The following is a 26,463-nucleotide window of genomic DNA, read 5'->3' on the forward strand; positions in this document are numbered from 1 at the left end:
CTGTTACCGAATTTTGGGCAAGACATGAAAACCAAAGCTGAAGCGCAGGCACCATCACGGGAAACCCTCGTAAGCCTTATAGACCGGCATTCGTCGGCTCTTGCCGTTCAGCTACAAGCTCATCATGTGAGCACGTTCCCGCCGACCGCGCAAAAGGGAATACGCCATTTCCAACCCTCAGAAGCTGCAAAGTTCGTGGGCGTGAAGGAAGTTTATCTTCGTCAGGTTTCTAACGATATTGACGATCTGGAAGTGAGTACGACGCCTGGTGGTCGACGCTCTTATTCCGTTGATGATATCGACAAGATCCGCCGCCATCTCGACAAGGTAGGCAGAGCTGACCGCAGGTATTTGCCGCACCGCCGGGACGGTGAAGACCTTCAGGTCATTTCCGTCATGAACTTCAAGGGCGGCTCGGGCAAAACGACCACGTCCGTTCATCTCGCCCAACACTTGGCTTTGAAGGGTTATCGCGTCCTTGCCATCGATCTTGATCCGCAGGCAAGTATGTCCGCCCTGTTTGGACATCAGCCTGAACTCGATGTGCACCCGAACGACACGATGTACGGCGCCATACGCTATGACGAGAGCCGTCGGCCGGTAAAGGACATCATCCGGAAAACCTACATTCCGGGCCTGGAGCTTGTTCCGGGAAACCTCGAACTGATGGAGTTCGAACATGATACCCCACGCGCGCTGATGACGCGCAAACCGGGCGATGTGATGTTCTTTCAACGCCTCAGCGACGCGATTGGTGATGTGAGTGACGACTACGATATCGTCATCATTGATTGCCCTCCTCAACTGGGCTACCTCACGCTGTCTGCCCTCACCGCGGCAACATCGGTTCTCGTGACGGTTCACCCGCAAATGCTGGACGTCATGTCGATGAACCAGTTCCTAGCAATGGTTGCCGATCTGCTGCGAGAAGTGGCCGCCGCCGGCGGCAACGTTGATTTTGCCTGGCTGCGCTACCTCATCACGCGGTTTGAGCCGTCTGACGGACCTCAAAATCAGATGGTCGGCTATCTTCGGTCTATTTTTGGCGCCCATGTCCTGAACTTCCCGATGCTGAAGTCGACTGCCGTGTCAGATGCAGGGCTCACCAATCAAACACTTTATGAAGTCGAACGCGGTCAGTTCACACGCAGCACCTACGACCGAGCGATTGAATCGATGAACAGCGTCAATGACGAGATTGAAACCCTGATCAAGAAAGCTTGGGGACGAGCGACATGAGCAGAAAGAACCTCCTGAACCTGATCCAGGTCGATGCCGACATGCCTGTAAAGGCTGCAACATCCGACAACAAGCTTGTCGGGCAAGTCGCCAATACAATGCGCGAGGAGAAAGCCCGCCAGGCACGCGCCGACGATATTGAGCGGCGGCTCGCTGAAGGTCAGGTCGTGATCGACTTGGACACAGCTCTCGTCGAGCCGTCTTTCGTTCGTGATCGCATGGCCGGCGATATCGATGGTCTGCTGTCGTCGATCCGTGATCAAGGTCAGCAGGTACCAATCCTGGTACGCCCCCATCCGGACAAACCGGGACATTATCAGGTCGCCTTCGGTCATCGCCGTTTGCGCGCCATTAAGGAACTCGGCTTGCCGGTCAAGGCGGTTATCCGTGCCTTGACCGACGAGGAACTGGTGATCGCCCAAGGGCAGGAAAACAACGAACGCGAGGATCTCTCCTACATTGAGAAGTCACGGTTCGCGCAGCGACTGAAAGAGCGTTTTCCCCGCGATGTGATCATATCTGCAATGTCTGTCGACAAGGCCGAATTGACGCGAATGCTTTCGGTCGTTGACGCTATTCCGGCTGATTTGATCGATGCTATCGGACCCGCCCCCGGTATCGGGCGGCGAAGCTGGCAGGAGCTCGCGGATTTGATCCATAAGGACGAGAACAATAACCCTTTGGAGCTGGCGCGATCGGACGAGATGCAAAGCATGACCTCGCAGGATCGGTTCAAGGCGCTTCTGACCGCCCTCCAGCCACGCCGCGTTGTTCGTGGTTTGCCTGAAGTTCTCTCGACCTCATCCGGTCAGCGACTGGGCCATGTCAAGCAGAGCAAGTCAAAGATCGAGATTACGCTCGACAGAAAGGAAGCGGGGGAGTTCGCGTCCTTTCTGCTCAATGACGCGGTTGCTCTTTTCGAAGAGCGCCGTGCGAAGTCCGTTGGAAAACAGGAAGTTTAACCGCAAAAGAAAAGAGCCCCCAAAACGTCGCCGTCTCGGAAGCCCCTATCTGTCTAAGCACCAGTAGAATCGCATTTCCGGGATTCATCGTCAAGAGTCTAGGCGCCGTTTCGGCGAACGAATTTCTTTTGCCCGTTAGAAGGTGAAGAACGATGCATACGGAAAGTGTGACGACGCCCTTTGGGCGGCGGCCGGTGACGCTTGCCCTTGTCAGGCGGCAACAGGCGGTCCGCGAAATACCGACAAGCAAATCTGTCGACAAGTGGAAAGTCTTCCGCGACGCTTCGGCAGCGATGGAACTGCTTGGCCTGCAGTCGAGTAGCCTCGCTGTCCTCGACGCTCTGTTGAGCTTCTACCCCGAGAAAGAACTGCGAGGAGATGCGCAGTTGGTGGTTTTCCCGTCGAACATACAGCTGTCACTGCGCGCGCACAGCATGCCTGGCTCGACCTTACGCCGCCATTTGGGTGCGCTGGTCGATACCGGCCTGATCATCCGCAAGGACAGCGCCAACGGCAAACGCTTCGCCCGTAAGGGCGCGGACGGGGATGTTGAAAGCGCTTTTGGCTTCGATATTTCTCCGTTGCTCGCCCGTGCCGAGGAACTCGCGCTGCTGGCCCAAGAGGTAATCGCGACGCGCGCAGAGTATAGGAAAGCCAAGGAGAAGCTCACTATCTGCCGGCGGGACATCCGCAAGCTCATAACGGCAGCCATCGAAGAGGGTGTCGATGGCGATTGGCAGGCAGTCGAGGGCGTCTATGTCGGACTGATGAGCGGCTTTCCAAGGACGCCGAGCTTGGCCGAGATGATGGAAACCCTCGAAAGTATGGAAATGCTGAAGGAAGAAGTCCTCAACCGCTTGGAAGCAAACGCAAAAACCGGAAATGATAGCATCAATGATGACCAAAATGAGCGGCACATACAGAATTCAAACCCAGATTCCACTATTGTATTTGAACCTAGCTCTGAAAAAGAGCAGGGCGAAAAGTCGAGCAAGGCAGCAAGGCCGAGGGAGCCGCTGAAGGCATTCCCCCTCTCCGTTGTGCTGAAGGCGTGCCCGCAAATTCCTGATTACGGGCCGGGCGGAGCCATCGGGAATTGGCGCGATCTCATGTCAGCGGCGGTGGTAATCCGCTCAATGCTTGGCGTAAGCCCCTCTGCTTATCAGGAGGCTTGCGAGGTCATGGGCCCCGAAAATGCCGCGGTGGCGATGGCCTGCATTTTTGAACGGGCAAACCTGATCAATTCCGCCGGCGGCTATCTGCGGGACCTCACAAGACGCGCCGAGCAGTTGGAATTCTCGCTCGGGCCGATGATCATGGCGCTTTTGAAGGCGAACGCAGGCGGGCAACTGAAGACGGGATAACGCGACTGGCCCTTCCCGCGGATTGTCACGGCAACGTGCAATCCCACTGCTGCCGAAGCTCATGACGTCTATCCCGGCCAAGTTCGTAATCGACTGGCGTTATAGCATTGATCAATGAGGCGGCCGTCGTGTCTCGCGGTTGCCGTCGGCGATTTGATCGTCATGGTCGACGGCGACTGTCGTGTCGTATCGATGGCACAATGGCCACGAGTAGCACCTGGTATTGCATAGCTTTTGTCCCGTTTCGGCACGATCGTTAAAATTCGACGAGAGCGATTTAGGCGTGGTTTTGTTTTCTGCCTTATGCGCGTGACATGGTTTGAATGAAGGAGATTAAGTCATGCCGGGCCCAACGCTTACATTCGGTAGGCATTCAAGGGGCGAGATTTTGCATATCTCCCAGGCCGCGAACGGCAGGAATTGCTTCTGTACATGCCCCGAATGTGATGTGCCCCTTGTTGCTCGCACCAAACACGTGACACCGCATTTTGCCCACCGGTCGGACGCGGGAAAAGGTACCCCAGGATGCGGAACCACGGGTCAGATGACAGCCCTGCACAGTTTTGCGAGAGACCTGTTCCTCAAGGGCGGCCACGTTCAGCTTCCGTCCGCATCGCAGGACGGACATTGTTTGCTCGATCCGACCGAGGTCGAATTGAGGGATGTCAGGACCGAGCAGCGGTTCGAGGGATACCAGCCTGACGTTATCTTCACAGGCGTGGACAAACCTCTTCTCATGGAGATCGCCGTTACGCATCCGGTTCCTTTTTCAAAGGCCAGCTTGATCCGGCGCCAGCGGATTGAAGCTTTCGAGATCGACATCAAACCACGTTCCGTCCCCGGCAATATGCCCCTTGAGGCGGTTGAGAACCACGTCCGACGCGTAGCGCCCCGACGATGGATCTTCAACGAAGAGCTGGAAAGTCATCTGTACGCTCTCTACCACCTTGATGGAGTGCGGGAACGTGGCGAGCTGACATCGCAGAAATCAAAGGACCTGGCAAGGCTTTACGATCGGCTGTCCGGATTGCGCAAAGTGCCCGTCCCTGCCCCTGCCGCTAAGAAGGAATCAGTCTCGGAGTGGCTGAGCGACGCGCACCCATCGTTCGAGGGCTATTTCCGAACGTCATCCCTTGATTGGCGCACCTTCGTTTTGCTCGAGCTGGGCGGTCTCGGTCTTCCGTTGAGCCGCATTGTCTCGAAGCTCAAAGCCGCCGAACATCTGCACCTCGAACTGAGAAGTTTCGATTGTTCCAAGCATGAAGCAGCTGAAGCGGGCCTTCCCGCGTTAGGGGTCGAGGCGTGCGTGTTTACCTTCTTGTCCGACCTGGAAAAACGCGGTGCGGTGGTTTGTCTTGGCGGAATTTGGCGCCTGCTTGTGGAACTCCCCCGGCAGCAGCCGCTGCCATTTGGGCCCGTGGCTCAACGCCCGACGCGAGGCGAACTTACCGCCAAGCGCTGCGACGAGGCGCAAGCAACTCTTCAGCGGATCGCAGCAAAGCTGGGCCCCGCAGACAGGGATGAGTTTGAAAGCGGCATCAAGGAATGGTGGACACGTCCGCTCGTTGGTCGCTCGACGCCCCTCGATATTATTGCTGTCGGAAATTATCAGTGGGAGCGGTTGAAGAAGCAACTTGCCGCAATCGAGAACGCACTTAACTCGGATACACCCGATCTTGGCGAACCACTCGGTCTTCCGATGAGCGCGGCAATCGCAGCTAACGCGGCGCGGGCGGCGATCGTCGAAAGGGAAAAGGGACTTCTTCGGTGTGAAAGACTGCGAGCGAAAGCTCTACAAAAATTTGACATGGAGATCGCTGAGATCTGGCTCGCCACAAGACCATTTCAAAGAGGGCAGTCTCCCTTGAGCATGCGATGGCATCGGACAGTGGTCTGAAAACCTCGCTTGAGGCGCTGGAGCGACGGTTCGTGCATAAGGGTTCGATCCCTGTGATCCAGGAAGATTTTCAGGTTTGGGTGAAGAAGAAATACGGCCTCAATGGGCTTCGGTTCATCCAGAGACGAAATGACGGGCTTCCTGGCCGACGAACGCCCCTGCAATGCTGTTATGATGAAGTCAGCTTGGCCAAAATGCGAGAGCTGGCAATGCGCGTCGCTCCATTTACCTGACACTCCCATTCGTCAGGAAATGCTGTCCCACCTCATTCGCCTCCAGGCCCACCGCTAGGACGCGTTGGCCGCTTGCATCTCCATGACGAAGCGGACCCATGGGTTTTCCAGCTCGAGACGGCGGATATCGCCGTTGACCGCGGTCAACGGCGATAACGGATTGAATTTCAATGATCTTTTTCGGCGGATCTTTGGTCTCATTTCTCGCCGATCGGTTGTTGAAGTGCTATAGCGTGGCGACGCGCGCGCCCCGTTCAAAGCCGATCTGAAGCAAGCTTCGATAGGCGAGCCTGCCGCGTGTACCTGAAAAAACTGTCGTTGACCGCGGTCAACGGACGTAACCTACTGGCCTATATGGATTTTTTGGTGGCATCGCCTTGGAGCCCAAATGCGTTCAACGGGGAGTTCTGAAGCCATCGCTACAAGCGCTTTGAACTACCACGGACATGGACCGTCAAACGCCCTCTCCGGTATTTTGGAGCGAAATCGCTAGCCGAAATAACGACGTTCGACCAAGACCGGGCAGCTGACCTCTGTAGTTCAGCGGCGCCGGACGGTCGGGGAGGCGCCAGCCATGGGATCAACGACGAGTAGGCTGGCTAAGGGTGCATCATCGTGTGAATAGCCGCTCGATCTCCCCGCGCTGTTCGGCGTGTTTGGACGGATTGTCGTTCCTGAGTTTTTGCAGGTTGAGGATCTTCCAGCGGACGGCCGGCAAGGCGAGGGCGTGCGGCAAGCCGATAACCTCGAAGTCGGGTTCGCCATCGTGAAGAGACAGCAGAAACGTGCGGGCCTTATCATCAAGGCGCGCCTGGATGTCCTTCAGGAACCGCTCCCGGACATCCAGCAATTCGTCCAGCGAGACCGTCTCGATTGTCATCCCATCGAATTCTTGATTGAAGACATGCGCGACCTCGGCCCTATTGGGCTGCAGCAACTCGTGGGGCGGGCGTCCGGAGCTCGCCACGTAGACAAGAAAGGTGCGAAACAGCAGGTCCGTCAGGCCCTCGTGATCGTAGAGCAGCTTGATGTCGAAGAGATCGCGCGGATGCTGGCGATCGACTGCTGCATGCATCTTGCCGCCGAAGAGGTCTTCGAAGGCGACAACCTGCATTTCTGCAAAACCAAACTGGTCTTCGACTCGCTCGCTGACCCTGCGTCGTTCGACGGGGTGCACCGTGCCGCGGGCGACCGGAGAGGTTTCGATCTTGATTGCGGTCTGGCCCCGCCTCACCTCGATGCGTGTATCGCCGCCGCCACCGCCGGCTATTCGCTTTGCCCGGACGCCCTTGATCCTTTCAACCTTCGCGGCGACCCGGTCGAGGATCGCGTCGATTTCGGCCAGACTCTCGTCCCTCGGTTTGAGCGGAAGGTAGGTCAGGTCGATATCGACCGAGAGACGCGGGAGGTCTCTGTAGAAGAGGTTGATGGCGGTTCCACCCTTCAATGCGAAAGCCGGTTCGTCGGCAATCATCGGCAGTGCCTGGACGAGGAGCTCGATCTGGGAAATATACTGGTCACGGGCCATCGTTGCCCTCCGGCTTCCCAGGAAGATACTCTTCCGGAACGGTGATACGGTATGTGGGATGCAGTTTCCCGCCCTTGATGAATGATCGGTCGCCGCTTCCAAGATCTATGATCGATCGGTCGACATGCTTGAGCCAAGCATGCTCGTGGCGGTCGGCAAAGACGAAAAAAAGCCTTTTCACCTGGACCTTGGTGCAGTCGGCCAGAAGCTCGGTGATACGGCGCGGGCGCAGGTTGGTCAGACCCTCGAAGATCGTATCGAGGTTATGAAAGCCTTCGTTGTCCGGCAGTTCGTCCAGCGCTTCGAGGATGGCCCGCTCCGGCGTTGAAGCGCGTATCGTCCAGTTCTGTAGAAACAGGATGGCGTTGCCGTCCGGTTCAGCCGCCAGTGGTTCGATTCCAAGATCCGCCGTCTTGAAGAGTCGTGTGCTGCGGAGGACGGGGAGGCCATTGGTGGGGAGGTTCACGAGCCATCGGGGCGCAACGCCATAGAAGAAAACTTTTTCGGCGTCCCCCAGCGCCAGGTAGTGCACATGCCCGCGGAGCCCGAGCGCCGTGCGGCCGCCGACGTGGAACTGGTAATTCATGATCGTCTGTGCAGACATGACGGCAATGCGCCAGTCGATGCGTTCTTCTGCCGAACCATCCCGCGAGGGACGCCGATAGACGCCATGCATGACGGGCTCCAGCCAGCCGCGGCGCAAATAATCATGTGTCGAGCTCCGGCGGATTTCCATTTTCCGCATCCATGCCGAATCCACGATGAAACCTGCCGGAACCTCATCCAGCATTGACTTTAATTTGTCGCGTTTTTGATCGTTCATGACGGACAAAAATGGCACCTTTTAAAGTGGCCGGCAAGAAGACTTTATAAAGAAGGAAAAATGTCCGTTTCTAACGGACTTTCATGGCCGATCGTGTGGCGGCGAAACGTGACCGTCATCGCTCATCTTGAAGCCATTTTGCCCAAAGCTGCAGAAAGGCGCGATAGTTCTTCATGCCCACACGCAAAAAATGCAAGGCCTCAATCCTGCGATCCTTCTCTTTCGTGCTCACGAAGCAGAACGCCCGAACCGGCGCGCCAGGTGTGCTTCGACCATGTTCGTCAAGATAAAGCACGCCGAACCTGATTGGATAAGTCGCCAGTCTCTAGCAACCAAGATGTAACGGTCATTGTTCGCCGATCAGAAAGCGGTTGACGAGGAGCGCTGCGACTTGCCTCTGCCAAGAAGGGCCGCGCGTATCTGCTCGCTTTTCGTCATCGCCGACGCAGCGGGGGGAGGGGAGGAAGAAGACGAATCGGATCTGCCATCGGCGTCGGCGGCCGTCTTTTGCTTCAGCGCCAGAAAGCGGTTCTGTGCTGTCATACGGTCGTCGACGCTCATTGGCTCTAACTCTCTGCCATCAATGTCGTGGCGGAAGGAGTCCGGCTGGGCGCCCGCAAAGTAGTAACGCTTTGAATGCACGAAGGCGGCTACAGCACGCCGCAGCGTCGTCACACCAACGCCCGGCTTCAGGAGCGCGCGTATTTCCTCAAAAAGGCCAATTGCGAAAGGTCGGATATGATCGCCAAGTTTGCTAGGGAGGATACCGATCGGACGGACAAGCAGGGCATTGATCGCCTCAGCTTTCCGGATATCGATATCTGCTGCCACGATCGGGCCGCGGCTGACCATCCAAGGTTTCGTCATATCGTCTCAGCCCCTCTATCGTTTCCTGCGTGGTGGTTCTGCGATAATCTGGATCCTTGATCGCTGCGCACATCCTGCCGCAGAAATGTGTATTGGAACAACCGATCTCAAGGAATGGATTGCGCTTCATTTCCATTTACCGTCTGTAACAGGCGTGCGGCGTTTTATGCAGAGGCTTCGCCAGCACAGGAGTGGCATCTTGGATAGAATCCTTTATATTGCTGGCATGAGCGACGAACAGACCATATCGAACACGACCAAAAGTGCCGTCGAAAAGGTGCTTCGCGACCGTCTTAGTCCGGCAGGCTTTTCGGGAGCTGACATCCGCGCGGAACATGATAGCGATGGCGACCCGATTCTGCTCGTCGATGTGAAGTATGTCTACTCGGACAAGCCGATTAGTTCGAAGCTCACCTACGGGCTTTCGACCGAGGTCCGCAAAGCATTGAGCGCGCTTGGCGAGAAGCGGTTCCCGCATATCCGACACCATTTCGACGAGCAGCAGAAGATCGCAAGTTAAGCCGTGTCGCACGATCTGATCGCTACAGCACGGCGGCTCGCAAAAGCAAGCCCACAGCGTCCGCGCCAATCTGACCTGAAGCGCGGTGTGAGCACGGCTTACTATGCCCTGTTCCACGCCCTCGCGCGTGACTGTCCGACCTGCTCGTGGGAACTGGCGGAGCGAGCCGGCCTGGGCGCAGGTCTATCGGACTCTCGAACATGGGGTCGCGAAGAATTCCTGCAAGGCTGCAGCGGGCCGGGGATTTCCCGGTAATATAGTCTCGTTTGCAGACACGTTCGTGATCCTGCAGGAAGAGCGCCACCGCGCCGACTATGACCCGCTCGCGCGTTATGTCCGCGCCGAAGTCCTCGTACTAATCGACAACTGCGAGCAGGCCATCAAGGACCTTGCCTCCGCGCCACGATCGGACCGGAAGGCATTTGCGGTCTGGGTGCTTTTCCAAAAAAAGCGATAGCCCATACTTCGTTTTTAACCCGGCTCCAAGGGCTTGCCGGCTCAGCCCTTCGAAAGTTTCGCGATCGTAGCGGCTGCGTCTTCGTACGTTGGACAAAAGGGGAAAAAGCGCGCATCTGCTACCGAAGCGACCAGGCGGCGCCCGTCCGTGGTGCTGCCGTGCAATCGAGTGGTGGCCTTTGAGACCAATCGAGTGCCTGTCGCTACGACCCAACACAGATATTGCTGTCAATCGCGAGATATCTTTAATAACGGAACAAACCAAGAACATGATTTCCGGACATGACTTCTTCATCCGAAGCGTGCAGAGATAGGACCATCCCGCAAGGTGGCGTTTCCGCCCGATGACCCTTTAGAGTCGATTCAAATGTTGCCGCATTTCGTTGCCCCTACGGAAGAATGTCGCCCATTTCTCCTCGATAAAGACCAACGTCCCGTTTCTCGGATTGCGTCCGGACCGTGAGCATCGGTTGCGCATGGAAAATAGCCCCAAGCGCCGACCTCGACGCGCCCGTTTGCTCCCAAGATTTCCGCTAGCTCATCAAGAATTGTGTCGACGATCCGCCCGGCATCGCTGTGACAATGGCCTGGTTTTTATCACTGATCCCTCATCGGAGCTACAAGTGGGTGTGTTGCGGGTATCGGAATAGGGGGAGCCTGAAGTCGATCAACGGGGGAGGGAGGTTGTACCGCAAGGTAAGGCGTAGGCAGGACGCGGCGCAAAGGGAGAGGAGGGACGGGAAAGCTGTGACGGATTGAGAGGGTTGGAGAGAGGCTCCGGCCGGTCCGTCATGGAGAAACCGACATGGCCCAGGCCATTCAGAAAATCACCCTCAGTGCAGCCCGCGACATTCCCTTCAACGAGCTGGTGCTGAGCCAAGAGAACGTCCGCAAGATCAAGGCGGGCGTGTCGATCGAGGATCTCGCCGAAGACATCGCCCATCGCGGTCTGTTAACGAGTCTCAGCGTCCGCCCCGAGCTCGACGCTGATGGGAACGAGACTGGCATCTACCGCATTCCGGCGGGCGGGCGCCGTTATCGTGCCCTCGAGCGCCTGGTCGCGCAGAAGCGGTTGGCCAAAACCGCCGGCGTTCCCTGCATCGTCAGCAAAGGTGAAACCCTTGAAGTCGAGGACTCACTCGCCGAAAACGTCCAGCGCGTATCCTTGCATCCGCTGGATCAGTTCCGCGCTTTCCAGACCTTGCGGGAGCAGGGGCTTGGCGAGGAGGAGATCGCCGCGCGCTTCTTCGTCTCGGTCGCGACCGTCAAGCAGCGCTTGCGGCTGGCCTCCGTCTCCCCACGGCTTCTCGACTTCTATTCCGAGGACGAGATGACGCTCGAACAGATCATCGCCTTCTCGATCACCAACGACCACGTTCGCCAGGAGCAGGTCTGGGACACGATCTCGCGTTCGCATAGCCGCGAACCTTATTACATCCGCCGGCTGCTGACCGAAACCGCAATCCGTGCTAGCGACCGCCGCGCCGTCTATGTCGGCATCGAAGCCTACGAGGCCGCAGGCGGTGTGACCATGCGCGATCTGTTCGACCAGGATCAGGGTGGCTGGCTGCAGGATCCGGCGTTGCTTGAGCAACTCGTGATGGAAAAACTCAAGGCTGACGCCGAGGCGATCCAGGTGAGCGAAGGCTGGCAGTGGGTCGAAGCCGCCTTCGATTTCCCCTACGGCCACACATCCGGCCTGCGCCGCTTCTACGGCGAGCAGGCCGAAATGACTGAAGATGAACTGGCACGCTATGACGCCACCCGCGCCGAATACGACAAGCTCGACGCAGAGTATGCGGAGGCAGACGAGTACTCGGAGGCGACCGAACAGAAGCTGGAGCAACTCGGCAGCGAGCTCGACCGGCTCAACGACCGTCCGTACGTTTTCGATCCGCAGGAGGTCGCCCGCGGCGGTGTCTTCGTGTCGCTCGGCGCCAGCGGCGAGCTCAAGATCGAGCGAGGCTTCGTGCGGCCGGAGGATGAGCCGAAGGCCGAGATCGATCCGACCCCTCATGTTGGCAACGGTCGTGCGGATCATGGCGGTGATCTACCAGTATCCGGCGGCGCCGGCCGTGAAGGCACCGAACCGGACGACGAGGACGAGACGATCAAGCCGCTTCCCGACCGCCTCGTTCTCGATCTCACGGCAGCTCGGACGATCGCTTTGCGCAACGCGTTGGCGAACGATCCTGTCATCGCCTTCATCGCGGTCCTGCATGCCTTTGTTCTAAAGACCTTCTACGTCTACGGGTCGGATTCGTGCCTGGAGGTGACGCTGCAAAGCGCTCGCTTCAGCCAGACGCCCGGCCTCGGCGAAACGGTCTGGGCGAAGGAGATCGATCAAAGGCAGGAAGGCTGGGGCCAGGACCTCCCCAAAGATCCGAACGATCTCTGGAATTTCCTGATCAAGCTCGACGAAGTCAGCCGGCAGGCGCTGTTTGCCCATTGCGCCGCGTTATCGGTCAACGCGGTGATCGAACCCTGGAACAAGCGGATCCGGGCGATCGCTCATGCCGAGCAACTGGCCCGCTCGATCGGTTTCGACATGGTGGAAGCCGGTTGGACGCCGACCGCCGACAACTATCTCGGCCGCGTCACCAAGGCGCACATCCTGCAGGCGGTTCGCGAGGCAAAGGGGGACCAGGCAGCGGAGCTGATCGGCCATCTCAAGAAAACCGACATGGCCCGTGAGGCCGAAAGGCTGATGACAGGCTGCGGGTGGCTGCCGGAACCGCTTCGCATGACGAACGGCGAAGGCATCATCGATAGCGACGCTGTCGGAGATGACGCCGTCGAGCCCGATCAGGCTGAGACTACGGAAATTCAGGACCTGCCGGCCTTCCTGCTCGAAGACCCTGGAACATCGAATGATGAGACCGGCGATAGGGAAAGTGAGATCGACGGCGATCATCTCGCCGCCGCCGAATAGGTTCACGAGCATCACATCGGCTGACCCGGCCGCCGTTGCGGTCGGGTCTTCTTTCCCAACAGCCCGGCCACCGTGCCGGGTTTTTCCGTTTCAGGAGACACCTATGCCTGACTTCACCATCGAGACCACCTATCACCTGCCAGTCTTCCGGTATCGCACCTACGCGGCCGACACGCTGGACGCGGCGTGCCGTGCTGCCATCGAAGATGACAGCTGGGATATCGCCGAGAAGGACTTCGATTCCTCGGGTCCAATTCATATCACCGGCATCTGGGAAGGCGCACATGCGGCCTATGCGGGTCCGCCGCTCCAGATCCCTCCGCAATTCGACGAACCTGTCCAGCGCCGGGAGCGTCATTTCGAGATCCTGCTCGGACTGCTAAAGATCCTGTTCGATGACATCAGTGCTGCCCGGCCACCGTCGCGCGATTGGCTCGACCGATCTGCTTGGGCGATTGCCCGAGGAGAAGCCATTCTCGCCGGCGATCCGGATCCTGAAGAGCCGGTCGACCCACCAAGGCCTTCTCACGTCCTGGTCAGGCTTCAGGAGGATCGTGTGCGGGACGCAATCATCGCGGTGCTCGATGCCGACTCGAGCTTTGAGGGTTTAACACCCGAGGTCGTGACCGACGACGAGGTCCACGCCGCCTGCCTGTCAATCGTCACCTCGGTTGATCTTTCCGACATGGTCGGAAACGCCGAATTCCGAGCGGCGCTCTCGGCGATCCGGTCGGCGCACCGCCGGCTGGCTTCCGATTGATCCCTCCTCCCAGCATCCCTCTCAACCTCGCCCGGCCATCGCGCCGGGCTTCCGCTTTTAAGGAGACAGCTTATGACCACTCTCACCTCCAACAACCCGTCCGCCCGTTCCGCCTTCAAGGTCGATATCTCCCGCGGCGAGCGCATCGGCCGCGTTTCGTCGGAATGGTTTTCCCGCCCGGACGATGAACGCTTCCTGTCGCTGAGCGATCTCTACGATACCGTTCGATCCCGAGCGGAGCGCGCCCATACCCGAACGATCGAGAGCGCTGCGATCCGCGTCGAAGCAACGCGCGACAATGCGGAGCGGCTTGAGCTTCTCGTTCCAGGTCAGCGCCAAGCGATCGCACCAACCCACTGGAGCTACGGGCAGCTTTGCAGCCTCGTTGGCGCTCCCGCCACCTACATGCGGCAACTGCCGGCGCCACTTGCTGCCATCAATCTGCAGCATGGCCTGCTCAATCATCGTGCCGAGCTCGTCAAGACGCTTGAGATGGATGACGGTCGGCTGGAACTAAGGGCCGTGACCGGACCGGAATACGGGCGCATCTGGGACCATGAACTCGTGTCTTCGGTCATGAAGATCGCCGGCAACGGGACCGGCGACACGATGTGGAAAGTGCCGGGTGTCCTCGATTGGACGACGATGACCCACAATCCCTTTGTCGACATCACCAAGGACACGACGACGCTCTATGCTAGTGATCGAGACGTCTTCCTGTTCCTGGTCGACGACACCCATCCAATCGAAGCCGGACGCCTGCCAAACGGCGAGCCCGATCTTTACTTCCGCGGCTTCTACGCCTGGAACTCGGAGGTTGGATCGAAGACGCTCGGCATCGCCTCCTTCTATCTGCGAGCGGTCTGCGCCAACCGCAATCTCTGGGGCACCGAGAATTTCGAGGAAATCACCATCCGCCATTCGAAGTTCGCCGCCCAGCGGTTCGCGCATGAAGCAGCACCCGCGCTGACCAGCTTCGCCAATTCCTCGCCTGCGCCCTTCATCGCCGGCATCAAGGCGGCGCGTGAGCAGATCGTCGCCCGCAAGGACGACGACCGCGAAACCTTCCTGCGCCGGCGCGGATTCTCGAAGGGCGAGACCGGCAAAGTGATCGAGATGGTGCTGTCGGAGGAGGGGAGACCGCCAGAATCGATCTTCGATTTCGTGCAGGGCATCACCGCGCTGGCGCGCACCAAGACCAATCAGGACACGCGTCTGGAACTCGAAGGCAAAGCGAAAAAGCTGCTGGAGAGTGCCTCCTGACACGCCTTGAGACAGGCCAGACTAACCTCACCACCACCACCACCACCACCACCATCAGCCCGGCCGCCGTGTCGGGCATTTCCGTTCGTGGAGCACTGCAATGGCTATACCCGATTACGCTCGCTTGAATTTCGACACGCTGCTTCGCGCCGCGTCCGATGGCAATCTCGCTCTCATGGAATGCCTTGATGCCGCCACACGCGAGCCGCGTTACGTGCTCTGCGCCGTCGGCCGCAGTGACGGCGAATACGCCTTCACGCCGTTTGGCCATCTTGCCGAAGGCAATCCCTACGATGCCTATCTGCCGCCCGATCCCGATGATCCGACTGGCTTCCTCGTAAGCCCGACGACCTAGGCACTGACAATAGCCGGCCGTTTAAGCCGGCGATCCCCGATCCTGCCCTGGCTGCCCGATTTCGTTCCTCCGACCTTCGGCAGGACGCTGGGCTCCCCTGTTCTTTCCTCACTCTTGGAGCATCCTTCGATGAATATCATCTCGCATCCCCAGATCGTCTCCACCTCTCCACGTCCTGATATCAAAACCCGCACTGAAGCACTGATGGATGCTGGCGGTCAGATCACGGCGTTTCAGGAGCAAGGTAAAGTCCTCACCACAGCTGACCTGCGGCAAATTATGACCGAGGTTTTCGGCGGCAGCGACGCCGAGGGCGTCTGGCTCTGGAAGGAGGCCTATGAGGCGGCTGAGATCGCCCAGGTGCTGTTTCTGCGCAAATTCCGCGCGATCGTGTCCCGCACCCATTCGCCTCAATCGACGCTCGCGATGCTGACGAAAGTGGCAAACCTCATGCCGACCCATACACGCCGATCCGAGGAGAGCCAGGCACTACAGCAATTCTCGACCCCGATCCCGCTTGCCTACGTCGCATCTCGTGCTGCCGGCATTAGTGCCGGCGATGTGGTGCTCGAACCATCGGCTGGAACCGGCCTGCTGGCGATCTTTGCAGAACTCGCAGGCGCTCGTCTGGCGCTCAACGAATACGCGATGGTCCGCTGCTCGCTGCTGGGGCCGCTCTTCGCCGGCGTTTCGGTCTCCCAACACGACGCCGCGCATATCGACGATTACCTCGACCGATCCATTCGGCCGACCGTTGTGCTGATGAACCCGCCTTTCTCAGCGGGCGTTCAAGTCGAAGGTCGCGTGGCTGATGCCGCCTGGCGGCATCTGGCCTCCGCGTTCGCGCGGCTTGCTCCCGGTGGGCGGCTGGTCGCGATCACTGGTGCAGGCCTTTCTCCCGACAATCCCGCATGGCGGGGCGCTTTCGTGCGGCTGCAAGAGAAGGGTACGGTCCTGTCCACCGCGGCGATCGACGGGAGCATCTATGCCCGTCATGGAACGACGATGGAAACCCGCCTGATCGTGATCGACAAGATCCCGGCGATCGATCCTTCACGGCTAGTGACGTCGAAGGGTACAGCGCACGATTTGGAAAGACTGCTCACCTGGATCACCGCCCTTCCACTCCGCGCGCCCGCGGCGGCGTCGAACTCCATCGATAGCCTGCGCTCGGAGACGATGCGTCCAGCAACGGTTGCTGCACCGTTGCATCGGCCTGCGGTCGGCGGGCAGGCGAAGCCTTTACTAATGGCCCGCCCTGCATCCCTCGATGACGAGATCATCGAACTCTCCTACGAGCTGCGGGACGCTCAACCGAAGGATGAGGCAAACGCTGCCGACGGCATATACGAGACCTACCGGCTGCAGTCGATCCACATTCCCGACGCAAAGCCCCATCCCGACACGCTGGTCGAATCCCTTGCCATGGCATCCGTCGCACCGCCGAAACCGACCTATCGTCCGCACCTGCCGAAGCGCACCGTCATCAGCGGCGATCTCTCGGATGCCCAGCTCGAGAGCGTCATCTATGCCGGCGAAGCCCATTCCGGCTATCTCGCCGGATACTGGAATGTCGATGCCTCCTTCGACAACCTGAAGGCTGTCGCGCCTGACATCGACCACGCCGTCCGCTTCCGTCGCGGCTGGTTCCTCGGTGATGGCACGGGCGCCGGCAAGGGCCGCCAGGCTGCCGGCATCATCCTCGACAATTGGCTCAAAGGCCGCCGTCGCCATGTCTGGATTTCGAAGTCGGACAAGCTGATCGAGGACGCCCAGCGTGACTGGGGCGCGCTGGGCCAGGAAAAGCTGCTGGTGACCCCGCTGTCGCGGTTCCGCCAGGGCAGCCCGATCAAGTTGGGAGAAGGCATCCTCTTTACGACCTTCGCGACGCTGCGCACCGACGAGCGGGAGGGCAAACGCTCGCGCGTCCAGCAGATCGTCGATTGGCTCGGCGACGATTTCGACGGCGTGATCGTCTTCGACGAAGGCCATGCGATGGCAAACGCAGCCGGCGGCAAGTCCGAGCGCGGCGACAAGGCGGCGTCGCAGCAGGGCAGGGCAGGCCTTCGTCTGCAGCGCGCACTGCCGGATGCCCGCGTCGTTTACGTTTCGGCGACCGGCGCCACCGACGTCGAATCGCTGGCCTATGTCGAACGGCTCGGTCTCTGGGGCAGCGCCGACTTTCCCTTCCCGACGCGCTCCGAATTCATCGCGGCGATCGAGGACGGCGGCGTCGCCGCCATGGAGGTGCTGGCGCGCGACCTGAAAGCCATGGGCCTCTACGCATCGCGGTCGCTCTCCTTTGAAGGGGTCGAATACGAGATCCTCGAGCACGAGCTCACCGAGGAACAGATCCGCATCTACGATTCCTATGCCGAGGCATTCCAGGTCATCCACAACCATCTGAACGCAGCGATGGAGGTGTCGGGTATAACCGGCAAAACCGGAACGTTGAACAGACAAGCCAAGGCCGCCGCACGCTCGGCCTTCGAAAGCTCCAAACAGCGCTTCTTCAATCATCTTCTGACCTCGATGAAGACGCCAGCCCTTCTCAAGACGACCGCTGCAGATCTGCAAGAGGGTCACGCTGCGATCGTCCAACTCGTCTCGACGGGCGCGGCTTTGACCGAGCGCCGGCTGGCACAGATCCCGACCGAGGAATGGGACGATCTGCAGGTCGACGTGACGCCGCGGGAATATGTCATCGACTACCTGATGCATTCCTTCCCGGTGCAGCTCTTCGAGGAATATTCCGACGCCGAGGGCAATCTCAGCTCGCGGCCGGTTCATGACGTGGACGGCAACCCTGTCATCTGCCGGGAGGCGGAACGTCGGCGCGACGAGCTAGTGGAAACCTTAGGTAGCCTGCCGGCGATCCCGACGGCCCTCGACCAGATCGTCCAGCATTTCGACACCAGCCAGGTCGCCGAAATCACCGGCCGCTCGCGCCGCATCGTCCGGCGCGAGGACAGCAGCTCCATCGCCCGCTATGCCGTGCAGAACCGGCCGGGTAGCGCCAATCTCGACGAGGCCCGCGCCTTCATGGACGACGAAAAAGGCATTCTCGTCTTCAGCGACGCGGGGGGAACCGGCAGATCCTACCATGCCGACCTCGCCGCCAAGAATCAACGCCTGCGTCTTCACAATCTTCTGGAAGCCGGGTGGCGCGCCGACGTGGCGATCCAAGGTCTTGGCCGCAGCCATCGCACCAACCAGAAACAGCCGCCCCGGTTCCGGATGATCGCCACCAACGTCAAGGCCGAACGGCGCTTTCTCTCGACCATCGCCAAGCGTCTCGACACGCTCGGCGCCATCACCCGTGGCCAGCGTCAGACCGGCGGGCAAGGGATGTTTCGCAGCGAAGACAATCTCGAATCCCAATATGCCCGCGACGCGCTGCGGCAATTCTACGGACTGCTGCATGCCGGCAGGATCGAAGGCTGCTCGCTGGACAAGTTTGAGAGCATTACTGGTTTGTCGCTCACCTCGGAGGAGGGCGGACTGAAGGATGAACTGCCGCCGATCCAGACCTTCCTCAATCGCATGCTAGCACTGACGATCACCATGCAGAACCTGCTGTTCGAGGCCTTCGAGCAGCTGCTGGCCGCCCGCATCGAGGGGGCTATTGCCGCCGGCATCTATGACAAGGGTCTGGAGACGATCACCGCCGACAGCATGACAATCGCCGAGCGCCGGCTGATCTATACGCATCCGGTCACCGGCGCGCAGTCGCATCTGCTGACGATCGAGCGCAGGGATCGCAATGCACCGATGTGGCTCAAGGACGTTCAGAGTCTTGTAAGGCAGGATCCGCGCGCGAAGCTGATGATCAACGGCAAGTCGGGCCGGCCGGCGGTGATGGTCCCGACCCGCTCGATCATGCTGGACGACGGCTCCATTCAGCCGCGCGTGTCGCTGATCCGGCCGATGGACGAGCTCCGCTTCGAAGTCCGGCAGCTCGAAGAGACGAATTGGGAGGAGGCTGACGAACAGGCTTTCGTCCTCGCCTGGAATACCGAAGTCGCTTCCGTGCCGGAATTCTCGACGTCGATGATGCACATCGTCAGCGGGTTGTTGCTGCCGATCTGGAAATTGCTGCCGCAGGACTTTTGCCGCGTACGGCGTCTGCAGACCGATGACGGCGAGCGGATCGTCGGCCGCATCATAGCGCCGGATCGTCTCGCCGGCCTTTGCCGCAACTTCGGGATCGATCAGACGGAAGTGCTGACCGGCGACCAAGCCTGGACGGTGCTGTTGGACGGATCCGCGATCATTGGCCTTGCCGGTGACATGACGCTCCGCCGCGTGCGGGTGATGAACGAGTACCGCGTCGAATTGACCGGCTTTACCGACGGCATGCGCGACTGGCTCCGGTCGATAGGCCTCTTCTCCGAGATGATCAATTGGAAGCTGCGTTTCTTCGTGCCGGTGACAGATGAGGGTGCGGGAATCCTGTCGAAGCTGATGCAGCGCCATCGCCTCGTCGACATCGCACGCCGGTCATGATGGAGGTCTGCCATGCTCTCCGCCTCGGATCTGGCGGGCCGTCTCGCGCAAGACGCGGAGGCGGTCTGCCGCCACTATCTTTCCGCAGGCCGCCGCGCCGGCAACTACTGGCTCGTCGGCGATGTCGCCAACAACAAGGGCCGGTCGCTCTACGTGCATCTGGCCGGCCCGCGTGCTGGCCGGTGGACAGATGCTGCGACCGGTCAGTTCGGTGACCTGCTCGATCTCGTCCGCGAGACCTGTGGCCTCGTGGACTTCCGTGACGTTGCCGAGGAGGCGCGTCATTTTCTTAGTCTGCCCCAACCCGAACCGGTGTCGGACCTCAGGGGCGACGTCGGTGATGCCTCTGCGGTCGAGCGGCCGGCGACGGAGCGGGCACGACGGCTGTTTCGAATGACGCATCCGCTGGCGGGTACGCTCGCCGACATCTATCTGCGCGAACGCGGTATTCTGCGGGCATCCGCCCATGGGGCGCTCCGTTTCCACCCGTCGTGCTACTATCGCGATCTCGTCACCGGCCGGACGGCCAGCCATCCGGCATTGGTCGCAGCCGTGACGGACGCCGCCGGAGCGATCACCGGCGTCCACCGCACGTATCTATCTTCGCGGCCCCACCCCGACGGAATCGGCAAGGCCAAGCTGGGCGATCCGCGCCGTGCGCTCGGCGGACTGCTCGGCAATGGCGTCCGCTTCCGCTTTCCGGTGAATGCGCTTGTGCCGGTCCTGGCGGCGGGCGAGGGCATTGAGACCATGCTGTCGCTCTCGCACGTGATGCCCGGCATGCCGATGGTGGCCGCGCTGACAGCCAATCACCTTGCCGCCTTTCGCTTCCCGCCCGGATGCCGGCGCATCTATATCGCCGCCGACGCAGATGCCGCCGGCCGGCATGGGATCGAGGGACTGAGCCGCAGGGCACAGGAACGCGAGATCCTGCCGCTGGTGCTGTCGCCGGAGCTCGGCGACTTCAACGAGGATCTTCGCTGGCTGGGGCCGGACCAGATGACCGCAAGCCTGCGGCTTCAACTCACTCCGGAAGATGAGGTGACCTTCCTGCCGTAACGAGCCTGGCCCGAAGGCGCAGGAGGGCGGGACGCAGGCGCCGTGGGCGAGAGGACGGTCCGTGGTGCCGGCTCCCCGTGTGGATGCGCGCCCGCGGGCCTGCCGAGAGGCGACCCTTACCACGCGGGCCTCCGGGCCTTCAGCGGGTCAGTCGAGTTTCTTCCCCTTCCGGTCCGCAGGCGCGGCCCGTCATTCCTCGCGGATCAAGAAACCCTCTTGTCCCCGCCCGGCGCTTCGCTGGGCCGCTGCGCTTCGCTCGCGGTTCCGGCCTCGGCCCGCGTGACCGGGTTCGCCGTCAGGCCGCGAGAGGCGCGGCCCACCGAACGGAGACCACCATGGACCTGATCCTCCACCCCGACGACGGCTTCGAGCCCAACCACGCTTCCTCCCCGACCGACCGCTTCATCTACGAGATGCAGGTCTTCGGCTATCGTCCCTTCCAAGACGAGCCCGACCCGCGGCCATTGCCGGAGGAACCGCAGGTCCAGTCATCGATCACCGCCATCTTCGACGCCCTCGCCGAAATGCTCGGCAACACCCGCCTAGAGCCCGATCTCGAAGACCTGTTCTGGTCGATCCCTAATCTCTTCCATCGCGCCGGCGAGCGCATCCAGCGTGAGCTCGACCGCAACGAGGAAGCGCAGCGCACCGGCCAGCGTGAGCAGGACGGCTCGGAGGTGAAGAGTGTCGAGCTCGAACGCCTCATTGCCGAGGGCATCACGCTCTTGGAACGCAGGAATAGCTTCGAGTTCATGCGCGACTATGCCGCCGACCTGTTCGAGGCGCAATCCGGATCGTCCTGGCGGCCGCGCACCGGCTCGAAGGTCAACCACACCAACATGACGGCGGCGATGATCGACAGCCGGGACTTCCTCTCCGCTCGACGCCGCGCCGAGACCGAGGTGCTGATCCCCGCCGGCACCAAGATCGCGTTCTCTGGCGGCATGGACTATAACGACCATGAGCGGATTTGGGCCAAGCTCGATCAGGCGCATGCGAAGTATCCTGACATGGTATTGCTGCACGGCGGCTCGCCAAAAGGCGCCGAACGGATTGCTGCATGCTGGGCTGAAGCCCGCAAGGTGACGCAGATCACCTTCAAGCCGAATTGGACGAAACACGCCAAGGCCGCACCGTTTCGGCGCAATGACGATATGCTGTCGGTCATGCCCGCCGGATTGATCGTCTTTCCCGGAAACGGCATCACAGGCAATCTCGCCGACAAGGCACGCCGGCTCGGCATTCCGGTCTGGCAGGCTTCAGGAGACGGCGCGTGAGCGCCGTCTTCCCGGATACATGGAAAAGATGGAAAACATGGGAAAAATGGATTATATGGGAATCGAAGTGGAGATCTTTGCGATGAAGCAGTTCACGACAGGCGACCTCAACAAGCAGATCGGCGACGTTACCGATGCGGCAAGCCGCGAGCCGGTTGTTCTGACTCGCCACAAGAAGCCTCGCTTCGTACTGATGAGCTACGATCACTATGAGCGCATGCGCACCGGTGGCGACCCCCGCCGCGCCTTTCATATCTCGGAGATGCCCGCCGAGCATGCGGAACTGTTCGACGAGGCGCTCGATCGGCTGGCGCATGGCGAAGGCTACGACGATGAGCCGTGAATTCCGACCCGGCGAGGTCATCTCCTATCCCTACCTCTGGGCCTGGCAGCAGCAGCGCGGTGAGACCGAAGGCCGCAAGCAGCGTCCCGTCTGCGTTGTCGTCGCCATCCGCAATGCCGCCGATGGAAATACCCATCTGGCGCTTCTCGCCATCACCACCCAACCGCCGCAAACGGGTCGCGCCTCATTGGAGATCCCGGACATCGAGCGCAAGCGCGCGGGCTTAAGCGATCTGAAGCAGTGCTGGATCATGGTCGACGAATACAATTACGATATTGTCGAGCGCTCCTGGTACATCGAGACCGGTCAGGATATCCTCGGCCGCTTCAGCAAGTCCTTCATGGTGAAGATCGCCAGACTGTTTGCCGAGGCGCGCGGCCGAACCGGCCGGGTCAACCGCCTCGACTGAGACTTGCCGCATCCCCGCCGCCCTCCGAAGCGACATCTCTTGAAATCACGTCCGTCACGTGGTCCTGCTCCGCAGAACTGCAGTCGCGTCAGGAGAGGCCTGCGGTTCGAGCGTGATGCCGACCGAAGCCGTCTTTGACGGTGAGGATGGGATCGGGACGGTGCTGATCTCTCGCGTCGCGTCCGACTAGTTGACGGCCAGCGTCCGTTGACCCGAACACCACCGACGCATGTCACGCGTGCGGTACTCGGCGGGGCCACATCCGGCAACCAAGGCGAGGTCTCGTGCTGACGTCGCAATCAAGGACCATTCCCGTTCTCTATGTCGCCTTTCTAAGGGACCGGCCGCGATCAGCGTCAACCCCGCAAGGGGGTTTCCCTTCGCTACGCTGCGGTGACGCCTGCGGCGCAGCCCCTTCTTCGGGCGCCATCGGGAATGGTCCCGATGCAACGAAGGAGACAATCCCATGGCTACCACGATCGCAACGCTCACCGAAAAGACCGACGGCACTCTCGAAGGCGTCTTCGCCACCATCCGGGTCAACGCGCCGATCGCCCTCGTCCCGAACACCAACAAGGCGAGCGAAGAAGCCCCGGACTACCGCATCATCCACCGTAAGACCGGCTTTGAGATCGGCGCAGGCTGGAACCGCGTCTCCCGCCAGACCGGCGAAGAATACATCTCCACGAAGCTCGAAGCGCCCGAGATTGGCGTGATCTTCGGCAACGTCGCCCCAGCGCCCGGCGGCGAGCCCGGCAGGAAGGTCATCCTCTGGAACAGCCCGGCCTGAACCGGACCGCCGGCCCCGAAATCGGGGCCGGCCTCCCCATTCCAAAGGAGGCCGCCATGAGCCGCTACACAATTGCCGTCACCAGGACCGCATCCCGCCACGCCGACGCGAATGCCATTATCGGCTATGACCGCCCGCTTCAGACGTTCTTCCTCCAGGCATTTCCGGATGCCAGTGGCGAGGATCTCGAACTCTGGCTTGGCACGGACTTCCGGGAGTTCGAAACACTGTCACAACTGCGGTCCGCAGCAATCGCACGCGGTTTTGACTTCATACCCTTGGCATCCGGCATTCTTCACAAGCTGCTGGAAGACCATGCCCGCGAAGCGCATCACGCGGTCAGCGACACGATCATCCAGGATCTTCTCAACGGAACATCCGCCCTCTGACGCAAACCCAAAACGAAAATAGCCCGGCACGGCGCCGGGCTATTTTTTTGCTTGGCTGAGAAGATTACTTGTTCAGCGCATCCTTCAATGCCTTGGCCGGGGTAAAGGCTAACTTTTTGGCCGCGGCAACCTTGATTGTCGCGCCGCTCGACGGGTTGCGTGCCTCGCGCTCGGGTGTCGACTTCACCTTGAACTTGCCGAAGCCGGGGAGGGACGTCTCGTTGCCGGCAACGGCTGCCTCGGTGATCGATGCAATCACCGCTTCGACGATCGCCTTTCCCTGGGCCTTGGTGAGGCTGTGTTGGCCGGCGATCTTGTCGGCGATTTCATTGGTTGTGGTCATTTTCTTCTCCGCATCAACGTTAATGCGAGAATCCCTGACAGGGGATCAAAGCGCTGTCATCGACGCACCGCGTCAAGATCAACGATTTGCCCATTTTTCCACAACTACCAAGGACTTTGAGCCATCACCGTGGGTCTGCATGGTGGATCCGCAAGCGGGCATCGAGCCCGCTTGCGGATCTCTGGTGCCATACCTGAGGGAATGTCTGCTCAGTTCGGCCGAGGATGCCATGGCGGCATGAAGGCCTCAAGGACGAGCGGTCCCCCCAAATTTCAGGCCCGGTCCTGCGGCCCGAACCAGAAATTCGGCTCCCCCACTCGCCGGCTCCGCCGGTCGCTCTGCGATCCTTGACCCCTCCATCCCGCCATGACCGGAGCGCTCGTCTTTCACAAACGTCAAGGAGACGACGACAATGCTTCTGGAACAACACATTGAAGAGCTTCGCCTCGAACTGCGCGAAGCAATCGACCCCGTCGAGCGCCGCGAGATCCAAATCGAACTGGAGCTGGCTCGCGCCGAGCTGGCAGTGATCACCGCAGAGCAGGAGGGCGCAATCGACGCCGAGCCACCCTTCTAAGGGTGGCTTTCGCCATGTCGCCTGGCCTGACGCGCCGGATCGACTGGCGCTCACGCCCGAAGCTTCGCTTCGCCACAGGCACGTGCCAGAACTTGCCGTGGCTTTTACGGGAAGGGCGAAAGCGGTCGCACACCCCCACTCCTGTTTCGCTTCCATGCCATCGACATGAAGATGGCATCCGCCGACGCGGCACTCCTCCGCTATCGATCACCCGATGTATTTTGCCGCATATGCGGTTTTGGCCTGTATCCGCGCGACCGTCTCTTTCGCAAAAGCTGAAGGAATAGCCTGACCGCCTCTTCCTCCCGCGCGAAATGATGCTCCCGCCTTTGACCTCTTGCGCCGATACGACCCCATTGGCGGATGAGACAGGCCTCGCCGAACAGGTTGGGCTCGATCGACATGGCATAGTAGCGGGCCATGTTTTTCGAAGCGTCGGTGCGTTCGACATAGAGCTGGTAGCGTTGCGCAATCATGAAACGGAGAATCGGGCAAGGCGGACTCGGCGTCCAACGACATATTTGAATCGGTCGGTCTTGACTGATTCATGCTGATGATGGGTTGTCGGCGGATTCGGGCGAGCCGCCTCGGCGGACGGTGCTATTCGCTCTCGCTCACGGAGCCCGCAAACGGTCTCCGCCCATTCGGGTCACGCCCCTCTCGCGGCTGCCGCATCCTCAGTGCGATTATCTGCACGAGCAGTCAGACGAAAAGGTTGCAGGGCCGGCTGCGCTCGGCAAACGGTCACGTCGCCTGTCGGCGACGTGGTCTATCTCTCTCTGACTTCCTATTGTCGCATTCGCCCCGGCGGCCTCAAGGACGTCGCGGCCCCTCCAATTTTTCCGCTGTGCCGCTCACGCGACACGACGAAAAAATCGGTTCCTCCGCTCGCCGCCGCTGGCGGTCGCTATCGCGATCCTTGACCCCTTGGGTCGCCAATGCGGGCACCTTTTCGTCAGAACGAAAAGGAGGCTTCTTATGTCTGATTTCAACTTTCTCATGCTTCATGCCAAGCTCGCCGGCTTCAAGCTTCTCGTGAGCGCGAACCGTATCGGCTGCGAGGATGAATTCTCAAAGATGCTCCACGACCGGCTGATGGCCGGTCTTGATGGGGCGATCCGCTCGACGCGCCACATCATGGACCTGCAACGCGAGTTGGTCATCGGGGACGATTTGGAGGGGACGATATCGTGCCAGCTCCAAGGCGAGGAGGACGTCCTCGCCCGCCGCACGCTTGTGCTCCTCGATGAGCTAGAGATCGATTACTTCACCTATGAGTATCGGGTCAACGGCGGTGAATGGCACAACGCCTTGTCGGCAGACTGCGACGGCATCGAGATCAGCTATCCGACGACCGTCTCGGTGAGCGACACGGAGATCGGTCCCCTCTCTACGATCATCCACGATATTGCGCGGGAGACAGGTATCGCCACCAGCGTTGCGCGCGTCGTTTACGATTGAGCTGACGGGACGAGAGGCCGTTCCGCCTCTCGTCTTTCCCACTGGCTTGACCGCTTGCAGGCATCGAGCCAGCGCGCGTTCCTGAGGGGAGAGACTTGCCGCCTCTCCCC

The 26,463-nt window shown here is 60.4% G+C and carries 26 protein-coding genes; 20 read left to right on the forward strand and 6 right to left on the reverse strand.

Annotated elements, in window-relative coordinates:
- The first annotated feature begins 24 nt into the window (after positions 1-24).
- The 5 genes from repA (at position 25) to FFM81_RS31520 (ending at position 5,695) form a co-directional block, all read left to right on the forward strand.
- The gene (gene repA / locus FFM81_RS31500; RefSeq protein WP_138386355.1) at positions 25-1,239 is read left to right on the forward strand and encodes a plasmid partitioning protein RepA; all 1,215 of its coding nucleotides are present in this window, start codon (positions 25-27) and stop codon (positions 1,237-1,239) included.
- Positions 1,236-2,201, forward strand: a complete 966-nt coding sequence (gene repB / locus FFM81_RS31505) for a plasmid partitioning protein RepB (RefSeq protein WP_138386354.1) — start codon at positions 1,236-1,238, stop codon at positions 2,199-2,201. Before repA ends, repB begins: the two co-directional genes overlap by 4 nt.
- Before the next feature lie 152 nt (positions 2,202-2,353).
- Positions 2,354-3,565, forward strand: a complete 1,212-nt coding sequence (repC, locus tag FFM81_RS31510) for a plasmid replication protein RepC (RefSeq protein WP_138386353.1) — start codon at positions 2,354-2,356, stop codon at positions 3,563-3,565.
- Positions 3,566-4,109: 544 nt separating this feature from the next.
- The gene (locus tag FFM81_RS31515) at positions 4,110-5,462 is read left to right on the forward strand and encodes a hypothetical protein (protein WP_138386352.1); all 1,353 of its coding nucleotides are present in this window, start codon (positions 4,110-4,112) and stop codon (positions 5,460-5,462) included.
- Positions 5,441-5,695: a hypothetical protein gene (locus FFM81_RS31520; protein ID WP_138386351.1), complete on the forward strand. Its 255-nt coding sequence runs from the start codon at positions 5,441-5,443 to the stop codon at positions 5,693-5,695. Before FFM81_RS31515 ends, FFM81_RS31520 begins: the two co-directional genes overlap by 22 nt.
- Positions 5,696-6,305: 610 nt before the next feature.
- On the opposite strand, the gene FFM81_RS31525 is transcribed toward FFM81_RS31520, so the two are convergent.
- The 3 genes from FFM81_RS31525 to FFM81_RS31535 all read right to left on the reverse strand — a co-directional run bounded on the left by FFM81_RS31525 (position 6,306) and on the right by FFM81_RS31535 (position 8,913).
- Entirely contained in the window at positions 6,306-7,223 is a 918-nt protein-coding gene (locus tag FFM81_RS31525) for a nucleotidyl transferase AbiEii/AbiGii toxin family protein (protein WP_138386350.1), read from the reverse strand.
- A complete protein-coding gene (locus FFM81_RS31530) occupies positions 7,213-8,046 on the reverse strand; it encodes a type IV toxin-antitoxin system AbiEi family antitoxin domain-containing protein (RefSeq protein WP_138386349.1) in 834 nt (277 codons plus the stop codon). The genes FFM81_RS31525 and FFM81_RS31530 overlap by 11 nt, the downstream gene beginning before the upstream one ends.
- Positions 8,047-8,406: 360 nt before the next feature.
- On the reverse strand, positions 8,407-8,913 hold the full coding sequence (locus tag FFM81_RS31535; protein ID WP_138386348.1) for a ProQ/FINO family protein: 507 nt from the start codon (positions 8,911-8,913) through the stop codon (positions 8,407-8,409).
- Positions 8,914-9,112: 199 nt separating this feature from the next.
- Between FFM81_RS31535 and FFM81_RS31540 the strand changes: the two genes are divergently transcribed.
- Both FFM81_RS31540 and FFM81_RS33055 read left to right on the forward strand, forming a co-directional pair.
- Positions 9,113-9,433 (forward strand): hypothetical protein, encoded by a 321-nt coding sequence (locus FFM81_RS31540; protein WP_246401447.1) that lies wholly within the window; start codon positions 9,113-9,115, stop codon positions 9,431-9,433.
- A gap of 280 nt (positions 9,434-9,713) precedes the next feature.
- Positions 9,714-9,890 (forward strand): hypothetical protein, encoded by a 177-nt coding sequence (locus FFM81_RS33055; protein ID WP_246401450.1) that lies wholly within the window; start codon positions 9,714-9,716, stop codon positions 9,888-9,890.
- 351 nt (positions 9,891-10,241) lie between these two features.
- Here FFM81_RS33055 and FFM81_RS33415 read toward each other — a convergent pair whose 3' ends face one another.
- Positions 10,242-10,382, reverse strand: coding sequence for an HU family DNA-binding protein (locus tag FFM81_RS33415; protein ID WP_138386347.1), 141 nt, complete (start codon positions 10,380-10,382; stop codon positions 10,242-10,244).
- Positions 10,383-10,694: 312 nt separating this feature from the next.
- Here FFM81_RS33415 and FFM81_RS31555 point away from each other — a divergent pair, with 312 nt between their 5' ends.
- The 11 genes from FFM81_RS31555 to FFM81_RS31605 all read left to right on the forward strand — a co-directional run bounded on the left by FFM81_RS31555 (position 10,695) and on the right by FFM81_RS31605 (position 23,972).
- The gene (locus FFM81_RS31555) at positions 10,695-12,821 is read left to right on the forward strand and encodes a ParB/RepB/Spo0J family partition protein (protein WP_138386346.1); all 2,127 of its coding nucleotides are present in this window, start codon (positions 10,695-10,697) and stop codon (positions 12,819-12,821) included.
- Between the two features lie 103 nt (positions 12,822-12,924).
- Positions 12,925-13,581, forward strand: a complete 657-nt coding sequence (locus FFM81_RS31560) for a hypothetical protein (protein ID WP_138386370.1) — start codon at positions 12,925-12,927, stop codon at positions 13,579-13,581.
- 72 nt (positions 13,582-13,653) lie between these two features.
- The gene (locus FFM81_RS31565; protein ID WP_138386345.1) at positions 13,654-14,844 is read left to right on the forward strand and encodes a DUF932 domain-containing protein; all 1,191 of its coding nucleotides are present in this window, start codon (positions 13,654-13,656) and stop codon (positions 14,842-14,844) included.
- Between the two features lie 100 nt (positions 14,845-14,944).
- Positions 14,945-15,199, forward strand: a complete 255-nt coding sequence (locus FFM81_RS31570) for a DUF6117 family protein (protein WP_138386344.1) — start codon at positions 14,945-14,947, stop codon at positions 15,197-15,199.
- A gap of 129 nt (positions 15,200-15,328) precedes the next feature.
- The gene (locus tag FFM81_RS31575; RefSeq protein ID WP_138386343.1) at positions 15,329-19,705 is read left to right on the forward strand and encodes a strawberry notch-like NTP hydrolase domain-containing protein; all 4,377 of its coding nucleotides are present in this window, start codon (positions 15,329-15,331) and stop codon (positions 19,703-19,705) included.
- A gap of 12 nt (positions 19,706-19,717) precedes the next feature.
- Positions 19,718-20,764 (forward strand): DUF7146 domain-containing protein, encoded by a 1,047-nt coding sequence (locus tag FFM81_RS31580; protein ID WP_138386342.1) that lies wholly within the window; start codon positions 19,718-19,720, stop codon positions 20,762-20,764.
- 335 nt (positions 20,765-21,099) lie between these two features.
- Positions 21,100-22,041 carry a DUF2493 domain-containing protein gene (locus FFM81_RS31585; RefSeq protein ID WP_138386341.1) on the forward strand — a complete coding sequence of 314 codons (942 nt, stop codon included), beginning with the start codon at positions 21,100-21,102 and terminating at the stop codon, positions 22,039-22,041.
- Between the two features lie 82 nt (positions 22,042-22,123).
- The gene (locus FFM81_RS31590) at positions 22,124-22,384 is read left to right on the forward strand and encodes a type II toxin-antitoxin system Phd/YefM family antitoxin (protein ID WP_027690650.1); all 261 of its coding nucleotides are present in this window, start codon (positions 22,124-22,126) and stop codon (positions 22,382-22,384) included.
- Positions 22,374-22,793 carry a hypothetical protein gene (locus FFM81_RS31595; RefSeq protein ID WP_138386340.1) on the forward strand — a complete coding sequence of 140 codons (420 nt, stop codon included), beginning with the start codon at positions 22,374-22,376 and terminating at the stop codon, positions 22,791-22,793. The genes FFM81_RS31590 and FFM81_RS31595 overlap by 11 nt, the downstream gene beginning before the upstream one ends.
- 466 nt (positions 22,794-23,259) lie before the next feature.
- Positions 23,260-23,583: a DUF736 domain-containing protein gene (locus tag FFM81_RS31600; RefSeq protein WP_138386339.1), complete on the forward strand. Its 324-nt coding sequence runs from the start codon at positions 23,260-23,262 to the stop codon at positions 23,581-23,583.
- 56 nt (positions 23,584-23,639) lie between these two features.
- Positions 23,640-23,972 carry a hypothetical protein gene (locus FFM81_RS31605; protein ID WP_138386338.1) on the forward strand — a complete coding sequence of 111 codons (333 nt, stop codon included), beginning with the start codon at positions 23,640-23,642 and terminating at the stop codon, positions 23,970-23,972.
- A gap of 64 nt (positions 23,973-24,036) precedes the next feature.
- Here FFM81_RS31605 and FFM81_RS31610 read toward each other — a convergent pair whose 3' ends face one another.
- A complete protein-coding gene (locus FFM81_RS31610; RefSeq protein WP_138386337.1) occupies positions 24,037-24,315 on the reverse strand; it encodes an HU family DNA-binding protein in 279 nt (92 codons plus the stop codon).
- Positions 24,316-24,727: 412 nt separating this feature from the next.
- On the opposite strand from FFM81_RS31610, the gene FFM81_RS31615 reads away from it, so the two are divergent.
- Positions 24,728-24,892, forward strand: a complete 165-nt coding sequence (locus FFM81_RS31615; protein WP_173883904.1) for a hypothetical protein — start codon at positions 24,728-24,730, stop codon at positions 24,890-24,892.
- A gap of 200 nt (positions 24,893-25,092) precedes the next feature.
- Here the strand turns inward: FFM81_RS31615 and FFM81_RS31620 are convergent, their stop codons facing one another.
- Positions 25,093-25,368, reverse strand: coding sequence for a WGR domain-containing protein (locus FFM81_RS31620; RefSeq protein WP_138386336.1), 276 nt, complete (start codon positions 25,366-25,368; stop codon positions 25,093-25,095).
- A 502-nt stretch (positions 25,369-25,870) separates the two neighbouring features.
- Between FFM81_RS31620 and FFM81_RS31625 the strand changes: the two genes are divergently transcribed.
- Complete coding sequence (locus FFM81_RS31625) at positions 25,871-26,353, forward strand: hypothetical protein (protein ID WP_138386335.1); 483 nt, start codon at positions 25,871-25,873, stop codon at positions 26,351-26,353.
- The last annotated feature ends 110 nt before the right edge of the window (positions 26,354-26,463 follow it).

The sequence above is a fragment of the Rhizobium hidalgonense genome (genome assembly GCF_005862185.2).
Taxonomy (GTDB): domain Bacteria; phylum Pseudomonadota; class Alphaproteobacteria; order Rhizobiales; family Rhizobiaceae; genus Rhizobium; species Rhizobium hidalgonense.